An 18,126-nucleotide genomic window follows, 5' to 3' on the forward strand; every position below is an offset into this window, starting at 1 on the left:
CTGTAGGAGCGAGCCTGCTCGCGATAGCGGTACATCAGAAAACATTGACGGCGGCTGACACTCCCTCATCGCGAGCAGGCTCGCTCCTACAGGGTTTATCGGTGGATCAGGCTGCGCGCTCATCACCCGGATTACGCTCGAAGTAGCGCTTGTACTCGCGACTGAACTGCGACGTGCTCTGATACCCCACCCGATGCGCCACCTGCGCCACGCCCAGCCCCTCGCCCAGCAACAACTGCTGCGCCTTGAGCAGACGCAATCGCTTCAGATACTGCACCGGCGACAACAAGGTGCTGCGCTTGAAATGCTCGTGAAAGGTCGACGCACTCATGTTCGCGCAACTGGCCAGGGTCTCGACGTTCAGCGGTTCGGCAAAATGCGCATGCAGATGACTGAGGGATGCCGCGATCCGGGCAAATTGCCCTTGCTGCTCAACCAACGCCCGCAATACATCGGCTTGTGGACCACGTAACGCGACGAACAGCAACTCGCGCAAGCGCGCTTGCCCCATGACCTGGCACTCCAGCGGATCGTGCAGGCAACGCAACAGCCGCTCGACACAACCGCGCATCGCATCATCGAGCACTGCCGAGGTCATGGACTCAGGTGTTTGCGCCGGAATATGCCGCCCTGGCGCCAGGCCCATCGCCAACACCAGTTCGCCCAGCATCACCCGGTCGATCGCGACAGAAACGCCCAGCATCGGCCCGTCCGGCGCGGCAAAGGTTTCACACTCGAACGGCACCGGCAGCGCCTGAATCAGATAGTGCCCCGCCCCGTATTCAAGGGTGCGCGGCCCCAGGTACGCCAGTTTGCTGCCCTGGGCGATGATCACCAGGCTCGGCTCGTAGATCTGCGGCCCACGGGCTACATCGCAACTGGCCCGCAGAACCTGCACGCCCGGCAACGCGGTCGGGACGAAACCGTTACGAGTGGACAGCGGCTCGATCAGCGAAACCAGGCTGGCATTGGCATCAAGATGACGGGTCAGCAGCATCGGGGCTCTTCACAAAAAAAGTCACAAAAAAAGTCACGGAAAAAGGGACGAAAGCATCATCGCAGATCCGCTGGCCAATGCGACGGCCCACACCCGCATGCCGGAGGAATAGGCATGACACCCGGAGGAATCGCCATGGTCGCTACCGGGTTCGGCGCCCAGAATGCGCCACCTCACCCGTCAGCGCTTTTGCGAGGTTCACCATGTACACCGCCATCGGATACGCCGCCCAGTCGGCCACCACTCCCCTCGCCCCCGTGAAATTCGAACGTCGCAGCCCAAGGCCTGACGACGTTGCCATCGAGATTCTCTACTGCGGCGTCTGCCATTCCGACATCCATCAGGCCCGCAACGAGTGGGGCATTGCTGTTTACCCGCTGATGCCTGGTCACGAAATCGTAGGCAAAGTGACCGCCGTCGGTGCGAATGTCACCCAACACAAAGTCGGCGATCTGGTCGGTGTTGGCTGCATGGTCGATTCGTGCCGCCATTGCGAAGCTTGCCAGGCCGACCTGGAGCAATACTGCCTCGAAGGCCCGACCATGACCTACGCCACCCCGGACCGCGTGGATGGCAGCAACACCATGGGTGGTTACTCCGACAGCATCGTGGTCAGCGAGCATTTCGTGGTGCGCATCCCGGAAAAACTGGCCCTGGCCAGCGCCGCGCCGATCCTGTGCGCCGGCATCACCACCTACTCACCGCTCAAGCACTACGGCGTGAAGGCCGGTGACAAGGTCGGGATTCTCGGCATGGGCGGCCTGGGCCACATGGGCATCAAGTTCGCCAAGGCCATGGGCGCCGAAGTGACGCTGTTCACCCGTTCGGCAAGCAAGGCCGAAGAGGCTCGCCGCCAGGGCGCGGACCATGTGATCGTGTCCACCGATGACGCGCAGATGCAGGCTGCCGCCGGTCACTTCGACTTCCTGCTCGACACCATTCCGGTGCAGCACGACCTCAACCCCTACCTCGACACCCTGCGTTTCGACGGTGTGCATATTCTGGTGGGGTTGATCGAACCCGTAGAGCCGCCAGTGCATGCGGCCAAACTGGTCTTGGGCCGCCGGGTATTGGCCGGCTCGCTGATCGGCGGCATCGCCGAAACCCAGGAAGTGCTGGATTTCTGCGCCGAACACAACATCACCTGCGACATCGAAATGCTCGACATCCGCCAGATCAACGAGGCTTACGCCCGCATGATCGCCGGTGACGTGAAGTACCGCTTCGTCATCGACATGGCGACATTGAAGCTCTAAACCTTCAAGGCTTAAACCTTCAAACCAAGCTCCGCCGACAGCCGGGCCGTGACCCCTTTGATCAGGGGAATCAGCTCGGCCATTTTTTCCAGCGGCATGTACGGCACGGTACTGGCGATGCTGATGCCGGCGACGATGCGTTTGCTGGCATCGCGGACCGGCGCAGCCACGCAACGGATCGACGGTTCGTTATCTTCCAGATCGAAGGCGTAACCGCCGGCCACGTACTCGACCATGCGCTGCTGAAACTGCTCCCAGGATTGCTCCGGGTGCTGCGGCCAGAATTGATTTTTCCCACCCACCGGCAGACTGACTTCGTACAGGCGCTGCCACTCTTGCGGTGAATCATCGAGCATCAGCGCCTTGCCGATCCCGGTGCGCGCCAACGGCATGCGATGACCGACCCGCGAACGCATTTCCGGGCCATTGCGCCCCGGATTCTTGTGTAGGTACAACACTTCGTCGCCTTCACGAATCGCCAGGTGAATGGTGTCGCCGGTCAATGCCGACAACTCGTCCAGATACGGCCCGGCCAGGGTCACCAGCGGCAACTCTTCACGGGCCTGGAACCCCAGTTCAATCAGTTTCGGCCCCAGCAGATAACCGACTTGCGGCACCACCCGCAGATAACGCTCGTCCACCAGGCAACTGGCCAGGCGATGGGTGGTGCTGCGCGTGGTGCCGATCAGCCGGGCGATTTCCTTGAGATCGCGGGCGCCACTGGCCACGGCCTGGACCACACCCAGACCGCGAAGCAGGGTCTGGGTGCCGGTCGGCGCGGCGTCCTTGGCGATTTTTGGGGCGTCTTCCTGCATATCCAGCCTTTACCGTTGAGCGAGTGAACGGGCGGCATTATGGTCGCCCGCGTGCCACGACTACAACTTGATACGCTCGACCTTGCCCACCAGCAGGATGTAGGACAGTGCGCCAATCAATGCCAGCACCGAGATGTAGGTGATCGCCGGAGCAAAGGAATCACCCGTGGCGAGAAAGCCGATCACGATAGGCGTGGCAATCGCCGACAAGTTGCCGATGAAGTTGAACACCCCGCCGGTGAGCCCGAGCAGGCGCGCCGGGGCGAGCGTCGATACCAGCGACCAGGTGATCGAAGCCAGGCCGTTGCCGAAGAAGGCCAGTGCCAGAAAGGCAATCACCAGCGGCGTCGACTCGACAAAGTTGGCGCCGATGATCGAGGTGGAGATCAGCAAACCGCTGATAATTGGCAATTTGCGGGCGAAACCCACCGTGTAGCCGCGACGGATCAAGAAGTCCGAGAAGAACCCGGAACACAGCACGCCGATAAACGCGGCGAGAAACGGCAGCGACGCCAACAGGCCGGACTTGATGAAGTCCATGCCGCGGTATTTCACCAGGTAGGTCGGGAACCAGGTCAGGAAGAACCACAGCGTCGAGTTGAGGCAGAACTGCCCAAGGTAGATGCCCCAGAGTTTGCGCTTGGTCAGGACGATGCCCAGGTCGGTCCAGCTGAATTTGGCTTTGACCTTGGCCTGTTCGGCCTGGATATCCACCAACCCGCCGCCCTCGCGGATCAGATCAATCTCTGCGTCATTGGCGCCTTTGAAATCCCGCGGCTCGCGATACACCGCGTACCAGATCACCGCCCACACAATGCCCACCGCGCCGGTGGTGACGAACACCATGTGCCAGCCGAATTCGTGCTGCAGCCATGCCAGTACCGGCGTCAGGAAGGCCAGGCCGACGAATTGCCCGGAGGTGTAGAAACCGATGGCCGTGGCGCGCTCGCGCTCGGGGAACCAGGTGGTGACCACGCGGCTGTTGATCGGATACGCCGGCGCTTCCAGCGCACCGACAGCCATGCGCAACACGAACAGCGCGATGAAGCTGGCGGCGAAGCCGAGCATCACCGTGGCCACCGACCACAGCAACAAGGCAACGCTGTACAGAATCCGTGGCGGCACGCGATCCACCAGCCAGCCACCGGGGATTTGCATGGCGGCGTAGGTCCAGCCGAAGGCAGAGAAGATCAGGCCGACGTGGATCGGGTCGATGCCTAGGTCACTGGTCAGCGCCGGGGCGGCAATCGACAGGTTACTGCGGTCCAGGTAGTTGATCACCACCGTGATGAACAACAGCACCATGATGAAAAAACGCTTGCGGCTGGGCGTCACCAACGACGCCTGCCCGGTGAGGGTTTGCGGTTGCATGAGGGGTGCCTCTTCTTATGGTTATTGAGGTCGTTCTAAAGGCTGACGCAGACCCCTTGCAGGAGTGAGCCTGCTCGCGATAGCGGTGTGTCATTCACCATTGATGGCGACTGACACACCATCGCGAGCAGGCTCGCTCCTACAAGGGATTTGTGGTGGATCAGAGATCACTCACCACTCGGCAAAACTGCCATCGGCATGGCGCCAGATCGGGTTGCGCCAGCGGTGCCCGATGGCGGCGCGTTCGATCACGTATTCCTCGTTGATCTCGATGCCCAGGCCCGGGCCGTTCGGGATCTTCACGAAGCCTTGGTCGTAGTCGAACACCCGTGGGTCTTTGACGTAGTCGAGCAGGTCGTTGCTTTCGTTGTAATGGATGCCCAGGCTCTGCTCCTGAATGAACGCGTTGTAGCAAGCCGCGTCCAGTTGCAGGCAGGCTGCCAGGGCAATCGGGCCCAGCGGGCAATGCAGCGCCAGCGCCACGTCATAGGCTTCGGCCATGTTGGCGATCTTGCGGGTTTCGGTGATGCCACCGGCGTGGGACGCATCCGGCTGGATGATGTCGACGTAGCCTTCGCTGAGCACGCGTTTGAAATCCCAGCGCGAGAACAGCCGCTCACCCAAAGCGATCGGCGTACTGGTCAGCGGCGCGAGCTCTTTGAGCGCCTCGTAGTTTTCGCTGAGCACCGGTTCTTCGATGAACATCAGCTTGTACGCATCAAGCTCCTTCATCAGCACCTTGGCCATGGGCTTGTGCACCCGGCCATGGAAGTCGACGCCTATGCCGACGTTCGGGCCGACGGCATCGCGCACGGCAGCGACGTTGGCCAAGGCCTGATCGACTTTGTCGAAGGTGTCGAGGAATTGCAGTTCTTCGGTACCGTTCATTTTCACCGCGGTGAAACCACGCTCGACCGCTTCTTTCGCCGCCCGTGCGGTATCTGCCGGACGGTCGCCGCCGATCCACGAATACACACGAATCTTGTCCCGTACCTGACCGCCCAACAAGTCGCTGACCGACACGCCCAGCGCCTTGCCCTTGATGTCCCACAAGGCCTGGTCGATACCGGCCAGGGCGCTCATGTGGATCGCGCCGCCACGGTAGAAGCCGCCGCGATAGAGCACAGTCCAGATGTCCTCGATGTTGCGCGGGTCTTTGCCGATCAGGTAGTCGGACAATTCTTCAACGGCAGCGGCAACGGTGTGGGCGCGACCTTCGACCACGGGCTCGCCCCAACCGGTGACGCCCTCGTCGGTTTCGACCTTGAGGAAGCACCAGCGTGGCGGAACGATGAAGGTGGTCAGTTTGGTGATTTTCATCTGTTTGTCTCTCTTGTTAGATGCAGCGCTCGCAGCGCCCAAAAAGTCTTATCGAAGGGCCTTCCACGCAGCGACATAGGCCTTGGCATTGGCCGCCACTTGTTCCGCCGTCATGCCCGGTTTGAACAGACCGGAGCCGAGGCCGAAGCCTTTGACGCCAGCGTCGATGAACGACTGCATGTTGTCCGGCGTGATGCCCCCGACCGGCGCCAGAATCGTTCCCGCCGGCAGCACTGCCAGCCAGGCTTTGACGACCGCCGGGCCCATCTGCTCAGCCGGGAACATCTTCAGCACATCCGCCCCTTCAGCCAGTGCCGCGAACGCTTCGGTAGGTGTAGCGACACCCGGCGACAGGTAAAGCCCCGCCGCTTTCGCCGCGCGCAAGACCTTCGGATCGCTGTGGGGCATGACGATCACCTGGCCGCCCGCGGCTTTCACTTGCTCGACCTGCTCCGGCGTCAACACCGTACCGGCGCCGATCAGGCAATCGGCGGGCAAGGTACTGCGCAGGATGCGGATACTTTCGTACGGCTCAGGGGAATTGAGCGGCACTTCGATGACGCGAAATCCGGCGGCATACAGGACTTCGCCAATGGCGGCGGCTTCCTGTGGACACAGGCCGCGCAGGATCGCGATCAGGCCGTTTTGCGCCAGCGCTTGTTTGAGCATGTCAGACCTCCAGGCAGGTTTAACGGGATGCGGTGGACGTGACCAGGCCGGCGGCGAGCGCCAGTTGCCACAATCCGCGTTCGGTGGCCTGTTCGGCCAGGGTTACCCGGGCAAAACCGCAGGCATCGAGCGCGCGACTGTAGCGGGCACAGAGTCGGGTATTACCGATGAGGATGATCGACGGCAGATGCACGCTGTTGCGCCGACGCCGCTGGACATTGGCCAGGGCCGCCAACTCGTGGCCGATCAACAGGCCGGACAGGTAGTCCGCCTGGGCGGTGGCACTCAATTCGCCGGTCAGCCCGAGACTGCGGGCGCTGAACATCGTCGACAGCGGACCGGTTTCACCGTCCGCCGACAACGCGACCTGCACACCGCGATCAAACGCATCGCCATCGAACGACCCACCACGCTGTTGGGTGCGTCCGAGAATGCTGTGCTCGCTGAGCACGGCGAACACTTCGCCGGTCATGAAGGTATCGAAATGCACGATGCAGCCATCGGCCACTTCAACCCATTTCGAATGGCTGCCCGGCAGGCCGATCAGCAGGTCAGCGCCCACCTCACCCGTCAGGTTTTGCAGCACACCGAGCACCTGGGTTTCTTCGCCGCGCATCACGTTCGGCAAACGCGAACGCTCGATAACGCCGGGCACGATATGCACATCGCCCCCGCGCAGGCTGCGCACGGTTTGCAGAGAAGTACCGAGAGTGGCGACGTTCGCCGGTGTATCGCGATAGGCCGCTTCGCGCCAGCCCTGGGCGCTGCCGACCATGCCGCAGGCAATCACCGGCAAATCCGGCTGGGCGTCGAGCCAGTCGCCGCAAGCCTCATCGAAGGCCAGTTCAAAGCCGTCGGCGCATTCCCGGCCGCCAATGATTCGCGGCGCTTTCGGCAGCTGCATGATCCCCGACGACAGCGAACGCTGTTCGAGGACCAAGCCACCTTCAGCCAGTTTGTAAGCACGTAATGAGGTTGTCCCCCAGTCGAGCGCGATCAATTGCGCCTGCATCGCTTCACCTGTTTTGGTTTTTGGCAGTGAGTGAGCAGGACTATAAACCTGTGCCGGGATAAATCTCAATATATAAATATCAATCCCATATTGTGAGACAATACAAAAAAAGATCGCAGACCGAAGGCTGCGATCTTTTAAAAGCGATCAGTTACCCGCAGCGAAATCCCGCAGCACCGCCCCGTCCATCCGATAGCGAACCCACTCCTCTTGCGGCTGCGCCCCCAAGGATTTGTAGAATTCGATGGCCGGGGTATTCCACTCCAGCACGCTCCACTCGAAACGGCCGCAGTCGTTGGCGCAGGCGATTTTCGCCAGATGCCGCAGCAGGGTCTTGCCCGCGCCTCCGCCGCGCTGTTGCGGGGTGATATAGAGATCTTCGAGGTACAGGCAATTGCTGCCAAGCCAGGTGGAATAGCTGAAGAAGAACACCGCGAAACCGATGGGTGCACCGTCGCGCAGGCAGATCAGGCCATGGGCGGTGGCGCCTTCGCTGAACAGGCTGCGTTCGATGTCGGCAACACTGGCGATGACTTCATGGCGGGCACGCTCGTAGTCGGCCAGTTCAGTGATGAACGCGAGGATTTGCGGTGCGTCACTGGGGGTCGCCGGGCGGATTTCGATCGTCATGGACGTGCCTTGTCAAAAGTGGAAAACGCCATACTAAGTCGGCGCGGTACTTGTGGCGAGGGGGCTTGCCTGTGGCGAGGGAGCAAGCTCCCTCGCCACAAAAGCTGATCCGCCACAAAGTGTCTGGAAGCTTTACTCCGGCCAACACTAACCCTGGCATCGATAACCTCGGACCTAACATTCGGGCACTGCGTGATTAGATAGCCGCGCTGCTCATTTATCCGGCCAAGGAACCGCGCCATGTCTACCGCAACACCTCCTGTCTCAAGCAAGTTGTTCGGCCTGTTTTGCCTCGCCAGTTACCTGTTGTCGCTGTCCTACGGTTCGACGTTTTTGCTGTCGTTGCTGATCGGTTCTCGCGGTGGCAACGAGCACGACGCCGGCAGTGTGATTTCAGCGGCGATGCTCAGCACTTTTGCGGCGGTGATTGTTTCCGGTCATTTGTCCGATTCGCTCGGTGCCGCCCGATCGGTGGCGCTGTTCGGTGTTTTGCTGGTAGCGGCCAGCCTGGGCTTCGCCCTGACCCCGGGCTTTGGCCATCTGCTGTTGTTTTTCGGCCTGCTGCTGGGACTGGGCTGGGGCGTGTTCTACACCCTCGGTCCGATCATCGTGGCAAGCCTGGTGACACCTGCACAGCGCGCCAAATACTTCGCCCTGCTGTCGGGCAGCATGATGACCGGGATTGGTAGTGGCCCGTTGCTCGGCCGCGCGGCGAGCGCCCTCGGTTATCCGGTGACTGCGGCGTTTTATCTGGCGGCACTGGCCAGCCTGATCGGTGTACTGCTGTTCTGGCGACTGGACCGGCAATTGAAACAGGCCCATATGCCATCGACCAGCGTGTCGCGGATTTCCTGGCGCGCAGCAGGTCAGGTGCTGTCGTCCAGAGCCGTTTTCCCGATCATCATGGTCGGTCTGGGAGGCTGCGTGTTCGGCGGTCTGTCGAGTTTTCAAACCAGTTATGCGGTGGCGCGTTCGCTCGACTATTCGCTGTTCTTCCTCGGCTTCATGAGCGCGGCGATCAGCGGCCGCATGCTGGTTGCCGGTTTCGTGGTCAAGCGCGATCCATTGCGTGCATCGTGCCTGCTTTCGGGGCTGATGCTGGCATCGATCGTGATGTTCGGTTTTGTCGTCGACAGCAGCTTCAGCTACGTGCTCGCGGCAGTGATGCTCGGGATCGGTTACGGCCTGACCTACTCGGTGATCAACGGCCTGGCCGCCAATGAAGCGCCGAACGGCACCACCGCGCAATCCTTGTTGCTGTTCAGCCTGTCGTACTTCATCGGCGTATTCGGCTTTCCTTTGCTGGCCGGAAAAATCATCGTCGAACAAGGCATGACCACGTTGTTGCTCACGGTGCTGGCGGTGGCTGCGCTCAACTGGCTGATCACCCTGGGCCGTTTGATCTGGCGTAGAGCCACAGCGGTCAGGACATTGGAACAGGCCTGAGCCGTTCGTCGCTAACAATGCACCCATCCGGATCGAGAGCGGACTAATCAGGTAAGGACTCTACCCGTTGGAGACAACACCATGATCCTGTCCAGGTTGATCGCCCTCACCCTCGCCGCCCTGCTGTCTTCTGCCGCGTTCGCCGGGACCATCGGCTCGAGCACCGGCCCGACCAACCCGGTGGAAAAGCCCAGGGCACCGGCGATCCAGAGTGCTCCAGGCATGAACACCGATGGCACGACGATCGACAAAAACCTGCCGCCCTACACCGGCACCGACCCGCGGGCTCAAGGCAAAGATGCGGGACGTCAGGGTGGTATGAGTTTGCCAGGCAGCAAAACACCCAACAGTGGTGGACTTGGCTCGACCACCAGCGGTGACTCGGGTGATGAGGGCGCCGACAGCCAATAGTTGCTGTTTGGGGACAGCAACTCAGGCGGAGAATATCAGGGCCTCTTCGCGGGCAAGCCCGCTCCCACAGGGATTAGGGCACTGACAATATTTGTGCACGACACAAATCACTGTGGGAGCGAGCTTGCTCGCGATGAGGCCGGCACATCCAACATAAATGCTGGCTGACACTCCGCCATCGCGAGCAAGCTCGCTCCCACAGGTGTAATGGGTGTCAGCGCTGTTTCAGGCGGTCAATCACGACGGCCAGAAGCAGAATCGAACCCCGAATCACATACTGATAAAACGTATCGATGTTCTTCAGGTTCATCGCATTCTCGATAATCGCCAGAATCAGTACCCCGGCAATCACGTGCCGGATCATGCCGATCCCGCCACTCAACGAAACCCCGCCCAACACGCAGGCCGAGATCACCGTCAGCTCGAAACCCTGGCCGATCATCGGTTGGCCGGAGGTCATGCGCGACGCCAGGATTACCCCGGCCAAGGCACCGATCACGCCGTGCACGGCAAAGATGATGATCTTGGTCCGGTCGACATTCACACCGGCCAGCAGCGCCGCTTCCTGGTTGCCGCCGATGGCCATGGTGTTGCGCCCGTAGGTGGTGTAGTTCAGCAGCCAGCCGAAGAACAGGAAACAGACGATGGTGATCAGGATCGGTACCGGCACGCCGAACAACTGGCCGTTACCGAAGACGAAGAACGACTCCTGGGACACCCCCACCGCTTTGCCATTGGCGAAGATGTAGGCCAGGCCGCGCACGATCTGCATGGTCGCCAGCGTGGTGATCAACGCGTTGACCCGCAGCTTGGCAATCACGATGCCGTTGATCAGCCCGACGATCAGCCCCATCACCAGCGCCGCACAGACTCCGAGAAACACGCTGTCGGTGTCGCGCATCACCACCGCCGCGACCACCCCGGCGCAGGCAATCACCGAGCCCACTGACAAGTCGAAATGCCCGGACGCCAGGCAATACAACATGGTGCACGCCGCGATCCCGGTGGTGGAAATCGCCAGGCCCAGGCCACGCATGTTCAGCGGTGAAAGGAAGTTGTCGATCAGCAAAGTGCAGGCGACAAAGATGCCGACGGCCGCCAGCAGCATCACCCAGTCATCGAGGAAGCGCCGCAGGTCCAGCGGTTTGCGGGTGGTTGGCAGGGTGTTGTCTTGGGTTGTCATCATAGTCACCTCTCAGTTCGCCACGCCGTCGGCGCGTTGGCGCGGCAAAGCCAGTTGCAGCAGGTTGGATTCGTTGGCCTGTTCGCGGCTCAGCTCGCCACGCAGGGCGCCTTCGCACAGCACCAGGATGCGGTCGGAAATGCCCATGACTTCCATCAAGTCGCTGGACACCACAATCACCGCGATCCCCTCGGCCGCCAGGTTATGGATGATCTGGTAGATCTCGGCCTTGGCACCGATGTCGATGCCGCGGGTGGGTTCGTCAAGCAGCAACACTTTCATCGGCATCGATAGCCAGCGGCCGAGAATGGCCTTCTGCTGATTACCGCCGGAAAGAAACTTGATCTGCTGCCCGGCATGGGGCGTTTTCACCTTGAGCGCCTTGATCTGCTGGTCGGCGTTGTCCTTCTCCCACAGGCCGCGCAACAAGCAGCCGAAGGTGGCATGGGCGCCGCGTGCGCTGATGTTGATGTTCTCGGCGACGCTGGCCAGCGGCAGGATGCCTTCCTTCTTGCGGTCCTCGGGGCACAACAGGATCCCGGCGGCAATCGCGTCCCGGGGTGAACGCAGCTTCAGCTCATGGCCACGAAGCTTCAGGTGTCCGGCGCTGTTGCGCGCCAGGCCGCTGAGCAGGCGCAACAGCTCGGTGCGACCGGCACCGACCAGCCCGAACAGCCCGAGGATTTCGCCCTTGTGCACCTCGAAACTCACCGGCTCACGCAACCCCGGCCCAAGCAAACCGTCGACCTTGAACGCCACCGCGCCACGCTGACGGGGGCGGTAATCGTAGATGTCCTGAATGTCACGACCGACCATGCAGGTGACCAGTTGATCGTGGGTCAACTGGCCCATGTCCTCGAACGTGCGCACGTATCGCCCGTCCTTGAACACCGTCACAGCATCACAAATGCGAAACACCTCTTCCATGCGATGGGACACGTAGAGCACCACTTTGCCCTCGTCCCGCAGCCGGCCGATGATCGCCATCAAGCGCTCGATCTCCCGCGCCGAAAGGCTGCTGGTGGGTTCGTCGAAGGCAATCACGTGGGCGCCACGGGACAACGCCTTGGCGATTTCCACCAATTGCCGCTGGCCGAGGGACAGGCGCCCGACTTTCTCTTGCGGGTCGATTTCATCGGCCAGGCCCTTGAGACAGGCCAGTGCCTGCTGGCGCAGGGCACCGCGGTTGATCAGGCCGAAACTGGCCGGCAGATGCCCCAGAAACAGGTTCTCCGCCACGGTCATTTCCGGCACCAGATGCAGCTCCTGGTGGATCACCGCGACGCCACTGCCGATGCTGTCGGCGGTGGACTTGAAGTCCATCGCCCGTTCGCCGATCTGCAAGGCACCGCTGCTGGGCGTATAGGCCCCGCCGAGGATTTTCAGCAGCGTCGACTTGCCGGCACCGTTCTCGCCCATCAAGGCATGAACCTGCCCCGGATGGGCGACGAAGCTGATGTTGTCCAGCGCCTTCACCCCGGGAAAGGTCTTGCCGATCCCGTTGAAGCGCAAGCTGCCGCTGTGTTGTTGTGTATTTGTTTGCGCGTGCATAACCCACCTCTTCAAACCGGTCAGGCAGCCCCGTCGCCGAGGCCGCCGCTGAAATCAAACGGCCGTCAGTTCCACAGGCCGATCTTTTCCAGTTCCTGCTTGAAGTTGTCGCGGGTGATCAGCGTCACGTCGTCCATGGCGGTGAATTTCGCCGGTTCAGTGCCGGTGGTAACCCACTCGTACATCATGCTCGCGGTGTTGTAGCCCTCGATGTGCGGGCTTGGCAGCATCGAGCCGTAGAAGCCGCTGTCGGGTTTCTTCAGCTCGCCGATGGCGTCGGTACCGTTGATACCGATGCCGATCACGTTGGCCGCAGCGAAACCCGCACTCTCGGTGGCGCGTACGCCGCCGAGCACGGTGTTGTCGTTCATGCCGCCGATGATCAGGTTCTTCGCCGCACCCGGCAGTTTCACCAGGGCGGAGTTGGTGGCGTCCATGCTACCCGGCACGTCGAGGGTCTTGAGGGCCGCGAACAGGATGTGGTCTTTCGGCATACCGGCGTCTTCGAGTGCCTTGACCGAGCCGTCGGTGCGCTTCTTGCCGGTGTCGAGTTCGTTGTAGGTGTTGATCACCGCATAGGTGTCTTTCCAGTCCCAGCCGCGCTTCTTCGCCTCGGTGGCCATGGCGTTGCCCTGCTTCTGGCCGACTTCGAACGCGGCCATGCCGAGGTACGGCACATCCTCCATGAACTTGCCGCTGGCATCGACGAAACGGTCATCAACGGCAATCACTTTCAGCCCGTTGAGTTTGGCCTTGGCCATGATCGCAGGTCCCAGGGACACGTCAGGCGGGCAGATCACAAAGCCTTTGGCGCCGTTGGCCGCGAGGCTGTCGATGGCGGAAAGGGTTTTCTCACCGTCCGGCACGGCGATCTTGATCAGGGTGAAGCCCTTCTCTTTCCCGGCCTTTTCGGCAAAGGCCCATTCAGTCTGGAACCAGGGTTCTTCCGCTTGCTTGACCAGGAAACCGATCTTCACTTGCTCGGCCGCCAGCAGCGTGCTGCTCAGGCTGACCGCCGAGACCGCCAACGCGGCACAGCACAGGGAACGGATAGCATGACGACGATTCATAAGCTGACTCCTTGTTATTGTTCTTGAGCGTTCTTTGAAAGCGTTATTTGTAAACCAATGGGCGGTAAAACCGCACTACCAATAGTCATATCGTATGATGATTGGATTTCAGGCGTAGCAAGTCGCCTGAAAGCCCGATGACTCAGTCGTGGTACATCACCGAACGCCCGCCATCAATGGTGATGCACGAAGCATTGATGAACGGCGCTTCATCGCTGGCCAGGAACACGGCGGTCATTGCCACTTCGATCGGCTGACCGATGCGACGCGGCGGGTGCAGGTCAAACGCGCGCTGGCGTTCGGCGTGGGGGTCGGCGAAACCGTTCCAGTAATCGATGTTGATCTGGGTTTCGATGTAACCCGGCGCAATGGCATTGACGCGGATGCCCTTGGCCGCATATTCGATGCCCAGTGCGCGGGTCAGGCCGAGCAGGCCATGCTTGGCCACCGGGTACGGAAAGCAGCCCGGAATGATGTGGGAGGAATGGGTGGAGGCAATGTTGATGATGCTGCCGATGCCCTGCTCGATCATCTGCGGCAGCACCGCCTTGCAACCGTACCAGGCGCCATCGAGGTCGATGGCAAAGCAGCGACGCCAGTCTTCCTCGGTCATTTCCAGCGGGTCACGGAATACGTTGACCCCGGCGCAGTTGACCAGCACGTCAATCCGGCCGTGTCGTTCGACTGCCAACCTGGCCATCGCATGCAGGTCCTGTTGATGAGAAACGTCAGCCTTGATCGCCACCACATCGGCGCCTTTGTCCCGCCAGTGCGCCGCAACTTTCTCGACTTTCTCGGCCTGAATGTCGCTGATGATCAACCTGGCCTGCTGGGATGCGAAGGTCGCCACAATCGCTTCGCCAATGCCCTGGGCGGCACCGGTCAGCAATACGACCTTGTTTTTCAGGCGTTCGCCCTTGGGCGGTTCGGGTACTGGTGGCAATGACAGTGGTTCAGCCATGGATCAAGACTCCTGTTCGAGAACACGACGAAAACCGGTCATCTGTCGATGTCCGGTCAAAAGGCGTTGAGTAGGAAACAGTAGAACGCGAAAACGTTTCAGCTCGGAAACGCTCTGAGACACTGGCTCCGCAAGGGAGCACGGGGAAACTTCGCTGCATCACTTCACCTGTTTTGTTTTTTTAAGTGTGAGTGCATGTAACTGGTGAGGCCGACTATAAACCTGGCCCGCGAAAAATCTCAATATATATATTTACATCCCATATTTTGGGATTTACCCAGCAAAACGCGTGCAATGCTTTCCAGGCACATCCACTGGAATCGACAACACCGCCCCATCCAACGGATGGCCCAGCGGACTGGCTGCGCTGGTGATGTACAGGGTTTTCAGGTCTGCACCGCCGAACACGCAGCTGGTGGGACGGCTGATCGGCAGTTCGATGATCCGATCGACTTTGCCGTCGGGGCTCAACCTGAGCAGGCAGCTACCGTCCCAACGGGCATTCCAGATAAAGCCTTCGGCATCCATCGCCGAACCGTCCGGGCCGCCACGATCGTGCGAACCAAACCAGACCTGCGGCGCATCGAGGGCGCCGTCGGTACGGATGAAATGTCGATACAAGGTGCCGTCGAGGCTGTCGCCGAAATACACGCTGGTGGCGTCATCGCTCCACAACAGCGTATTGGGAATACCCAGGTTACGCAGCAGCGGCACGACCCGCCCGGCGCGATCTATACAGAACAATCCGCCCGAACGGCGAACGATGGGCATATCTTCACCGTGTTCTCCGATGTTGTTTTGCATGGTTCCGAGCCAGAGTCGGCCTTGAGCGTCGCAACGGGCTTCGTTGGGGCGGTTGCCCGGTTGCGGATCGGCTACGCAGAACAACGTCAGGCGCGGTCCCAGGCCGGGTGAGTCGAGATCAAGGCGATACACACCGCTACTCAATGTCACCAGCGCATCGCCGCTTTCACAGGGGATGAAGGCTGACACATGCTCCGGCATCTGCCAGATCTGCACATTGGCGCCGATCAACCGCAGTGCCTGTTTGCCCGCGATATCCACCCAATACAGCGCCTGGGTCGGCGCATCCCAAAACGGGCCTTCGCCCAGTTTCGCCCGATGCCCGGTAACCGCCGTCAACGTCATGAAACCTCCTGCTTTGTTCTTGTTTTTATGTGGGGACTTTCGTTGTCAGCTGGCCTTTTTATCGGCCATGACTTGCGGGTAGTAACGCTTGATCGCCAGGTCCGCGTTATCGATCAGGGTCATGCAGGCCCAGACACCCCGGGCGGTATCTCGGGCCGCGATTGCCTCAGCCAGGTCCCGGTGAATCGGCAAGGTGCGACGCAGTTCATCCGGGTCGGCGGCGGACACTTCAAAGGCCACCGCAAGCAACGCGCCGAGGGCGGGAACCATTTGTTCGATGAATTGATTGTGGCTGGCAGCGAGGATGCACTCGTGGAAGAGCTGGTCGGCACGGTTGTAATCGATGCCGCTGTCCACCGCCCGTTCCAGCGCGTTGCAGGCCAGCAGGATCGCGTTCACCTGTTCGCCGGTTGCGCGCTCGCAGGCCCAGCGCACGGCCATCGGTTCGATGGTACGGCGCAGGTCGAGCAGATCGTCGACAAAGTTTTCCGGCAAGCCGCTGCGCGACAACCAGCCGACGACTTGTGGATCGAAGAGGTTCCAGCGCCGCACCGGCAACACCCGCGTGCCGACTTTCGGGCCGACTTCGAGCATGCCTTTGGCAACCAGGGTTTTGATCGCTTCGCGGATGACCGTGCGGCTCACGCCGAGTTGTTCGCCGAGGTCGGCTTCGACCTTGAGTGACTCACCGGGCTTGACCTGCCCCGTGGCGAGCCAGCATCCCAGCCAGTCAACGGTCGAAGCATGAAAGCTGCTGGACATGGACACCTCAAAGCCGTACGTGATGGGAGCTCACGCTAATCATCATACGATTGGATGTCAATTTGAATTTACTGAATCCACAGAACCACTGTGGGAGCGAGCTTGCTCGCGATGACGGAGTAACAGGCAACATGGATGTTGAATGTTATGCCCTCATCGCGAGCAAGCTCGCTCCCACAGTGTTGTTATGTGTCAGGGTTCGAGACCGATGGGGAAGAACTCGCCGCCACTCCATACACCGAGCCAGCGCTGGCCGTCGATCTCGCGGCTCACCGCCAGTTCCACCAATTGATAGAACACGTTGCGATGGATCAAGGCTTCAAGATTGCTGCGCACATGCACGTAAGGGGCTGGCTCTTGCGTTACCGGGTCGATGACCACGCGCATCGGATGCCCGGCACCGGCCTCGGTGGTTTCATCGACGTTGGTGGTAAAGCGCAACACCTGCGCCTCGCCCTCGCCTTCCACGTCCACCGCAATCGCCACGAACGGTGCATCGTCGACCTTGATGCCGACCTTTTCCACCGGCGTGATCAGGAAATAATCATCGCCGTCGCGGCGAATGATGGTGGAGAACAGCTTGACCATCGGCTTGCGCCCGATCGGCGTGCCCAGGTAATACCAGATGCCGTCCCGGGCGATGCGCATGTCGATGTCGCCGCAGAAATCGGGGTTCCACAGGTGCACCGGCGGCAAGCCTTTGGTCTTGGGGATTTGCCCCAGCAGGTCGTTGGCTTTTTGCGGGCCACTCATGGCGTTCTCCTTGAAATTACTGGTCGCTGAGCCCCAGCAGGCTGCGCGCGTATTGTTCCAGCGGCGGGCCCATCAGGTCTTCGGGTTTTTTATCGTGGAACGTCAGTAAACCGCCACGACTCTTGATGGTTGCAGTATCAATCAAATACTGGGTGCTGGTCTCGATCAACATGATCTGAATCATACCGCTGTCGATGCCGAGACGATCCAGGGCTTCCTGATCCAGCCACTCGTCCGAGTTGCCGATACGGTCGTCAGACCGGGCAAACCGGGTGTAGAGCAAATAGTGCGCGCCGGCGGCACGGGCTTCGCCCATGGCCTGGTCGAGGCCTTCGGGCGTACGGGCACGGCGGACCATCGGGAAGTATTCGACGAAGCCATCGAACGCGACTTCGGCAATCACGTTGGGCCGTGGGTAAACGTCGCTGCTTGGGGGCATGAAAGCGCCTTGGGCGATATAGACGAACGAGTCCGGTTGAATGCGCAGATTGTTTACGCGACGGCTGTCGCTGTGATCGAGTAACCCCGCATCGCTCATATGGTAACGAGTCCCTTCGGCCATATCGCTGACGTTCATGCAGCCACCAAGTGCCAAAACGGCCAGCAGCAAAACCAGGCTACGCATCCTATCCTCCAGAGGCCGGTGTCGGAAAACCGGCGAATGGCCGTAGGATGCAGCTTTTGCGCCAGCTCAAGTTGATCGTCGCCTGATCAATCGCAATCGCGGGCAAGCCACGCTCCCACAAGGTTTTGCGTAAACCCTGTGGGAG

General features: G+C 60.8%; 18 protein-coding genes. 3 read left to right on the forward strand and 15 right to left on the reverse strand.

The annotated features are described in order from the left end of the window. Positions 1–106: 106 nt before the first annotated feature. A complete protein-coding gene (locus tag AC1DRN_RS07170) occupies positions 107–997 on the reverse strand; it encodes an AraC family transcriptional regulator (protein ID WP_457266335.1) in 891 nt (296 codons plus the stop codon). Between the two features lie 203 nt (positions 998–1,200). Between AC1DRN_RS07170 and AC1DRN_RS07175 the strand changes: the two genes are divergently transcribed. Continuing rightward, complete coding sequence (locus AC1DRN_RS07175) at positions 1,201–2,253, forward strand: NAD(P)-dependent alcohol dehydrogenase (RefSeq protein WP_457266336.1); 1,053 nt, start codon at positions 1,201–1,203, stop codon at positions 2,251–2,253. An 11-nt stretch (positions 2,254–2,264) separates the two neighbouring features. On the opposite strand, the gene AC1DRN_RS07180 is transcribed toward AC1DRN_RS07175, so the two are convergent. The 6 genes from AC1DRN_RS07180 to AC1DRN_RS07205 all read right to left on the reverse strand — a co-directional run bounded on the left by AC1DRN_RS07180 (position 2,265) and on the right by AC1DRN_RS07205 (position 8,070). Continuing rightward, positions 2,265–3,068: an IclR family transcriptional regulator gene (locus tag AC1DRN_RS07180; protein ID WP_223459552.1), complete on the reverse strand. Its 804-nt coding sequence runs from the start codon at positions 3,066–3,068 to the stop codon at positions 2,265–2,267. A gap of 60 nt (positions 3,069–3,128) precedes the next feature. After that, a complete protein-coding gene (locus AC1DRN_RS07185; RefSeq protein WP_457266337.1) occupies positions 3,129–4,439 on the reverse strand; it encodes an MFS transporter in 1,311 nt (436 codons plus the stop codon). 171 nt (positions 4,440–4,610) lie between these two features. Continuing rightward, positions 4,611–5,759, reverse strand: a complete 1,149-nt coding sequence (gene dgoD / locus AC1DRN_RS07190) for a galactonate dehydratase (protein WP_223459556.1) — start codon at positions 5,757–5,759, stop codon at positions 4,611–4,613. A 48-nt stretch (positions 5,760–5,807) separates the two neighbouring features. After that, on the reverse strand, positions 5,808–6,428 hold the full coding sequence (locus AC1DRN_RS07195; RefSeq protein WP_223459558.1) for a 2-dehydro-3-deoxy-6-phosphogalactonate aldolase: 621 nt from the start codon (positions 6,426–6,428) through the stop codon (positions 5,808–5,810). A gap of 19 nt (positions 6,429–6,447) precedes the next feature. Beyond that, positions 6,448–7,440 (reverse strand): 2-dehydro-3-deoxygalactonokinase, encoded by a 993-nt coding sequence (locus AC1DRN_RS07200; protein ID WP_223459560.1) that lies wholly within the window; start codon positions 7,438–7,440, stop codon positions 6,448–6,450. Positions 7,441–7,587: 147 nt separating this feature from the next. After that, positions 7,588–8,070: a GNAT family N-acetyltransferase gene (locus AC1DRN_RS07205; RefSeq protein ID WP_057400335.1), complete on the reverse strand. Its 483-nt coding sequence runs from the start codon at positions 8,068–8,070 to the stop codon at positions 7,588–7,590. 240 nt (positions 8,071–8,310) lie between these two features. Here AC1DRN_RS07205 and AC1DRN_RS07210 point away from each other — a divergent pair, with 240 nt between their 5' ends. Both AC1DRN_RS07210 and AC1DRN_RS07215 read left to right on the forward strand, forming a co-directional pair. After that, positions 8,311–9,516: an MFS transporter gene (locus AC1DRN_RS07210; protein ID WP_223459562.1), complete on the forward strand. Its 1,206-nt coding sequence runs from the start codon at positions 8,311–8,313 to the stop codon at positions 9,514–9,516. Between the two features lie 81 nt (positions 9,517–9,597). Continuing rightward, positions 9,598–9,927: a hypothetical protein gene (locus AC1DRN_RS07215; protein WP_223459564.1), complete on the forward strand. Its 330-nt coding sequence runs from the start codon at positions 9,598–9,600 to the stop codon at positions 9,925–9,927. A 214-nt stretch (positions 9,928–10,141) separates the two neighbouring features. On the opposite strand, the gene araH is transcribed toward AC1DRN_RS07215, so the two are convergent. The 8 genes from araH to AC1DRN_RS07255 all read right to left on the reverse strand — a co-directional run bounded on the left by araH (position 10,142) and on the right by AC1DRN_RS07255 (position 17,981). Then, on the reverse strand, positions 10,142–11,110 hold the full coding sequence (araH, locus tag AC1DRN_RS07220; protein ID WP_223459566.1) for an L-arabinose ABC transporter permease AraH: 969 nt from the start codon (positions 11,108–11,110) through the stop codon (positions 10,142–10,144). Positions 11,111–11,122: 12 nt separating this feature from the next. After that, entirely contained in the window at positions 11,123–12,661 is a 1,539-nt protein-coding gene (gene araG, locus AC1DRN_RS07225) for an L-arabinose ABC transporter ATP-binding protein AraG (RefSeq protein ID WP_223459568.1), read from the reverse strand. 65 nt (positions 12,662–12,726) lie between these two features. Then, on the reverse strand, positions 12,727–13,731 hold the full coding sequence (locus tag AC1DRN_RS07230) for a substrate-binding domain-containing protein (protein ID WP_223459570.1): 1,005 nt from the start codon (positions 13,729–13,731) through the stop codon (positions 12,727–12,729). A gap of 142 nt (positions 13,732–13,873) precedes the next feature. Further along, positions 13,874–14,692: an SDR family oxidoreductase gene (locus AC1DRN_RS07235; RefSeq protein WP_223459572.1), complete on the reverse strand. Its 819-nt coding sequence runs from the start codon at positions 14,690–14,692 to the stop codon at positions 13,874–13,876. 273 nt (positions 14,693–14,965) lie between these two features. Continuing rightward, positions 14,966–15,841 carry an SMP-30/gluconolactonase/LRE family protein gene (locus tag AC1DRN_RS07240; RefSeq protein WP_223459574.1) on the reverse strand — a complete coding sequence of 292 codons (876 nt, stop codon included), beginning with the start codon at positions 15,839–15,841 and terminating at the stop codon, positions 14,966–14,968. 45 nt (positions 15,842–15,886) lie between these two features. Further along, a complete protein-coding gene (locus AC1DRN_RS07245; protein ID WP_046037461.1) occupies positions 15,887–16,603 on the reverse strand; it encodes a FadR/GntR family transcriptional regulator in 717 nt (238 codons plus the stop codon). A 192-nt stretch (positions 16,604–16,795) separates the two neighbouring features. Next, positions 16,796–17,356: a DUF1285 domain-containing protein gene (locus AC1DRN_RS07250; protein WP_223459576.1), complete on the reverse strand. Its 561-nt coding sequence runs from the start codon at positions 17,354–17,356 to the stop codon at positions 16,796–16,798. Positions 17,357–17,372: 16 nt separating this feature from the next. Continuing rightward, positions 17,373–17,981 (reverse strand): DUF4823 domain-containing protein, encoded by a 609-nt coding sequence (locus tag AC1DRN_RS07255; RefSeq protein WP_223459578.1) that lies wholly within the window; start codon positions 17,979–17,981, stop codon positions 17,373–17,375. Between the last annotated feature and the right edge of the window lie 145 nt (positions 17,982–18,126).

This window comes from Pseudomonas sp. P5_B3 (genome assembly GCF_056400405.1).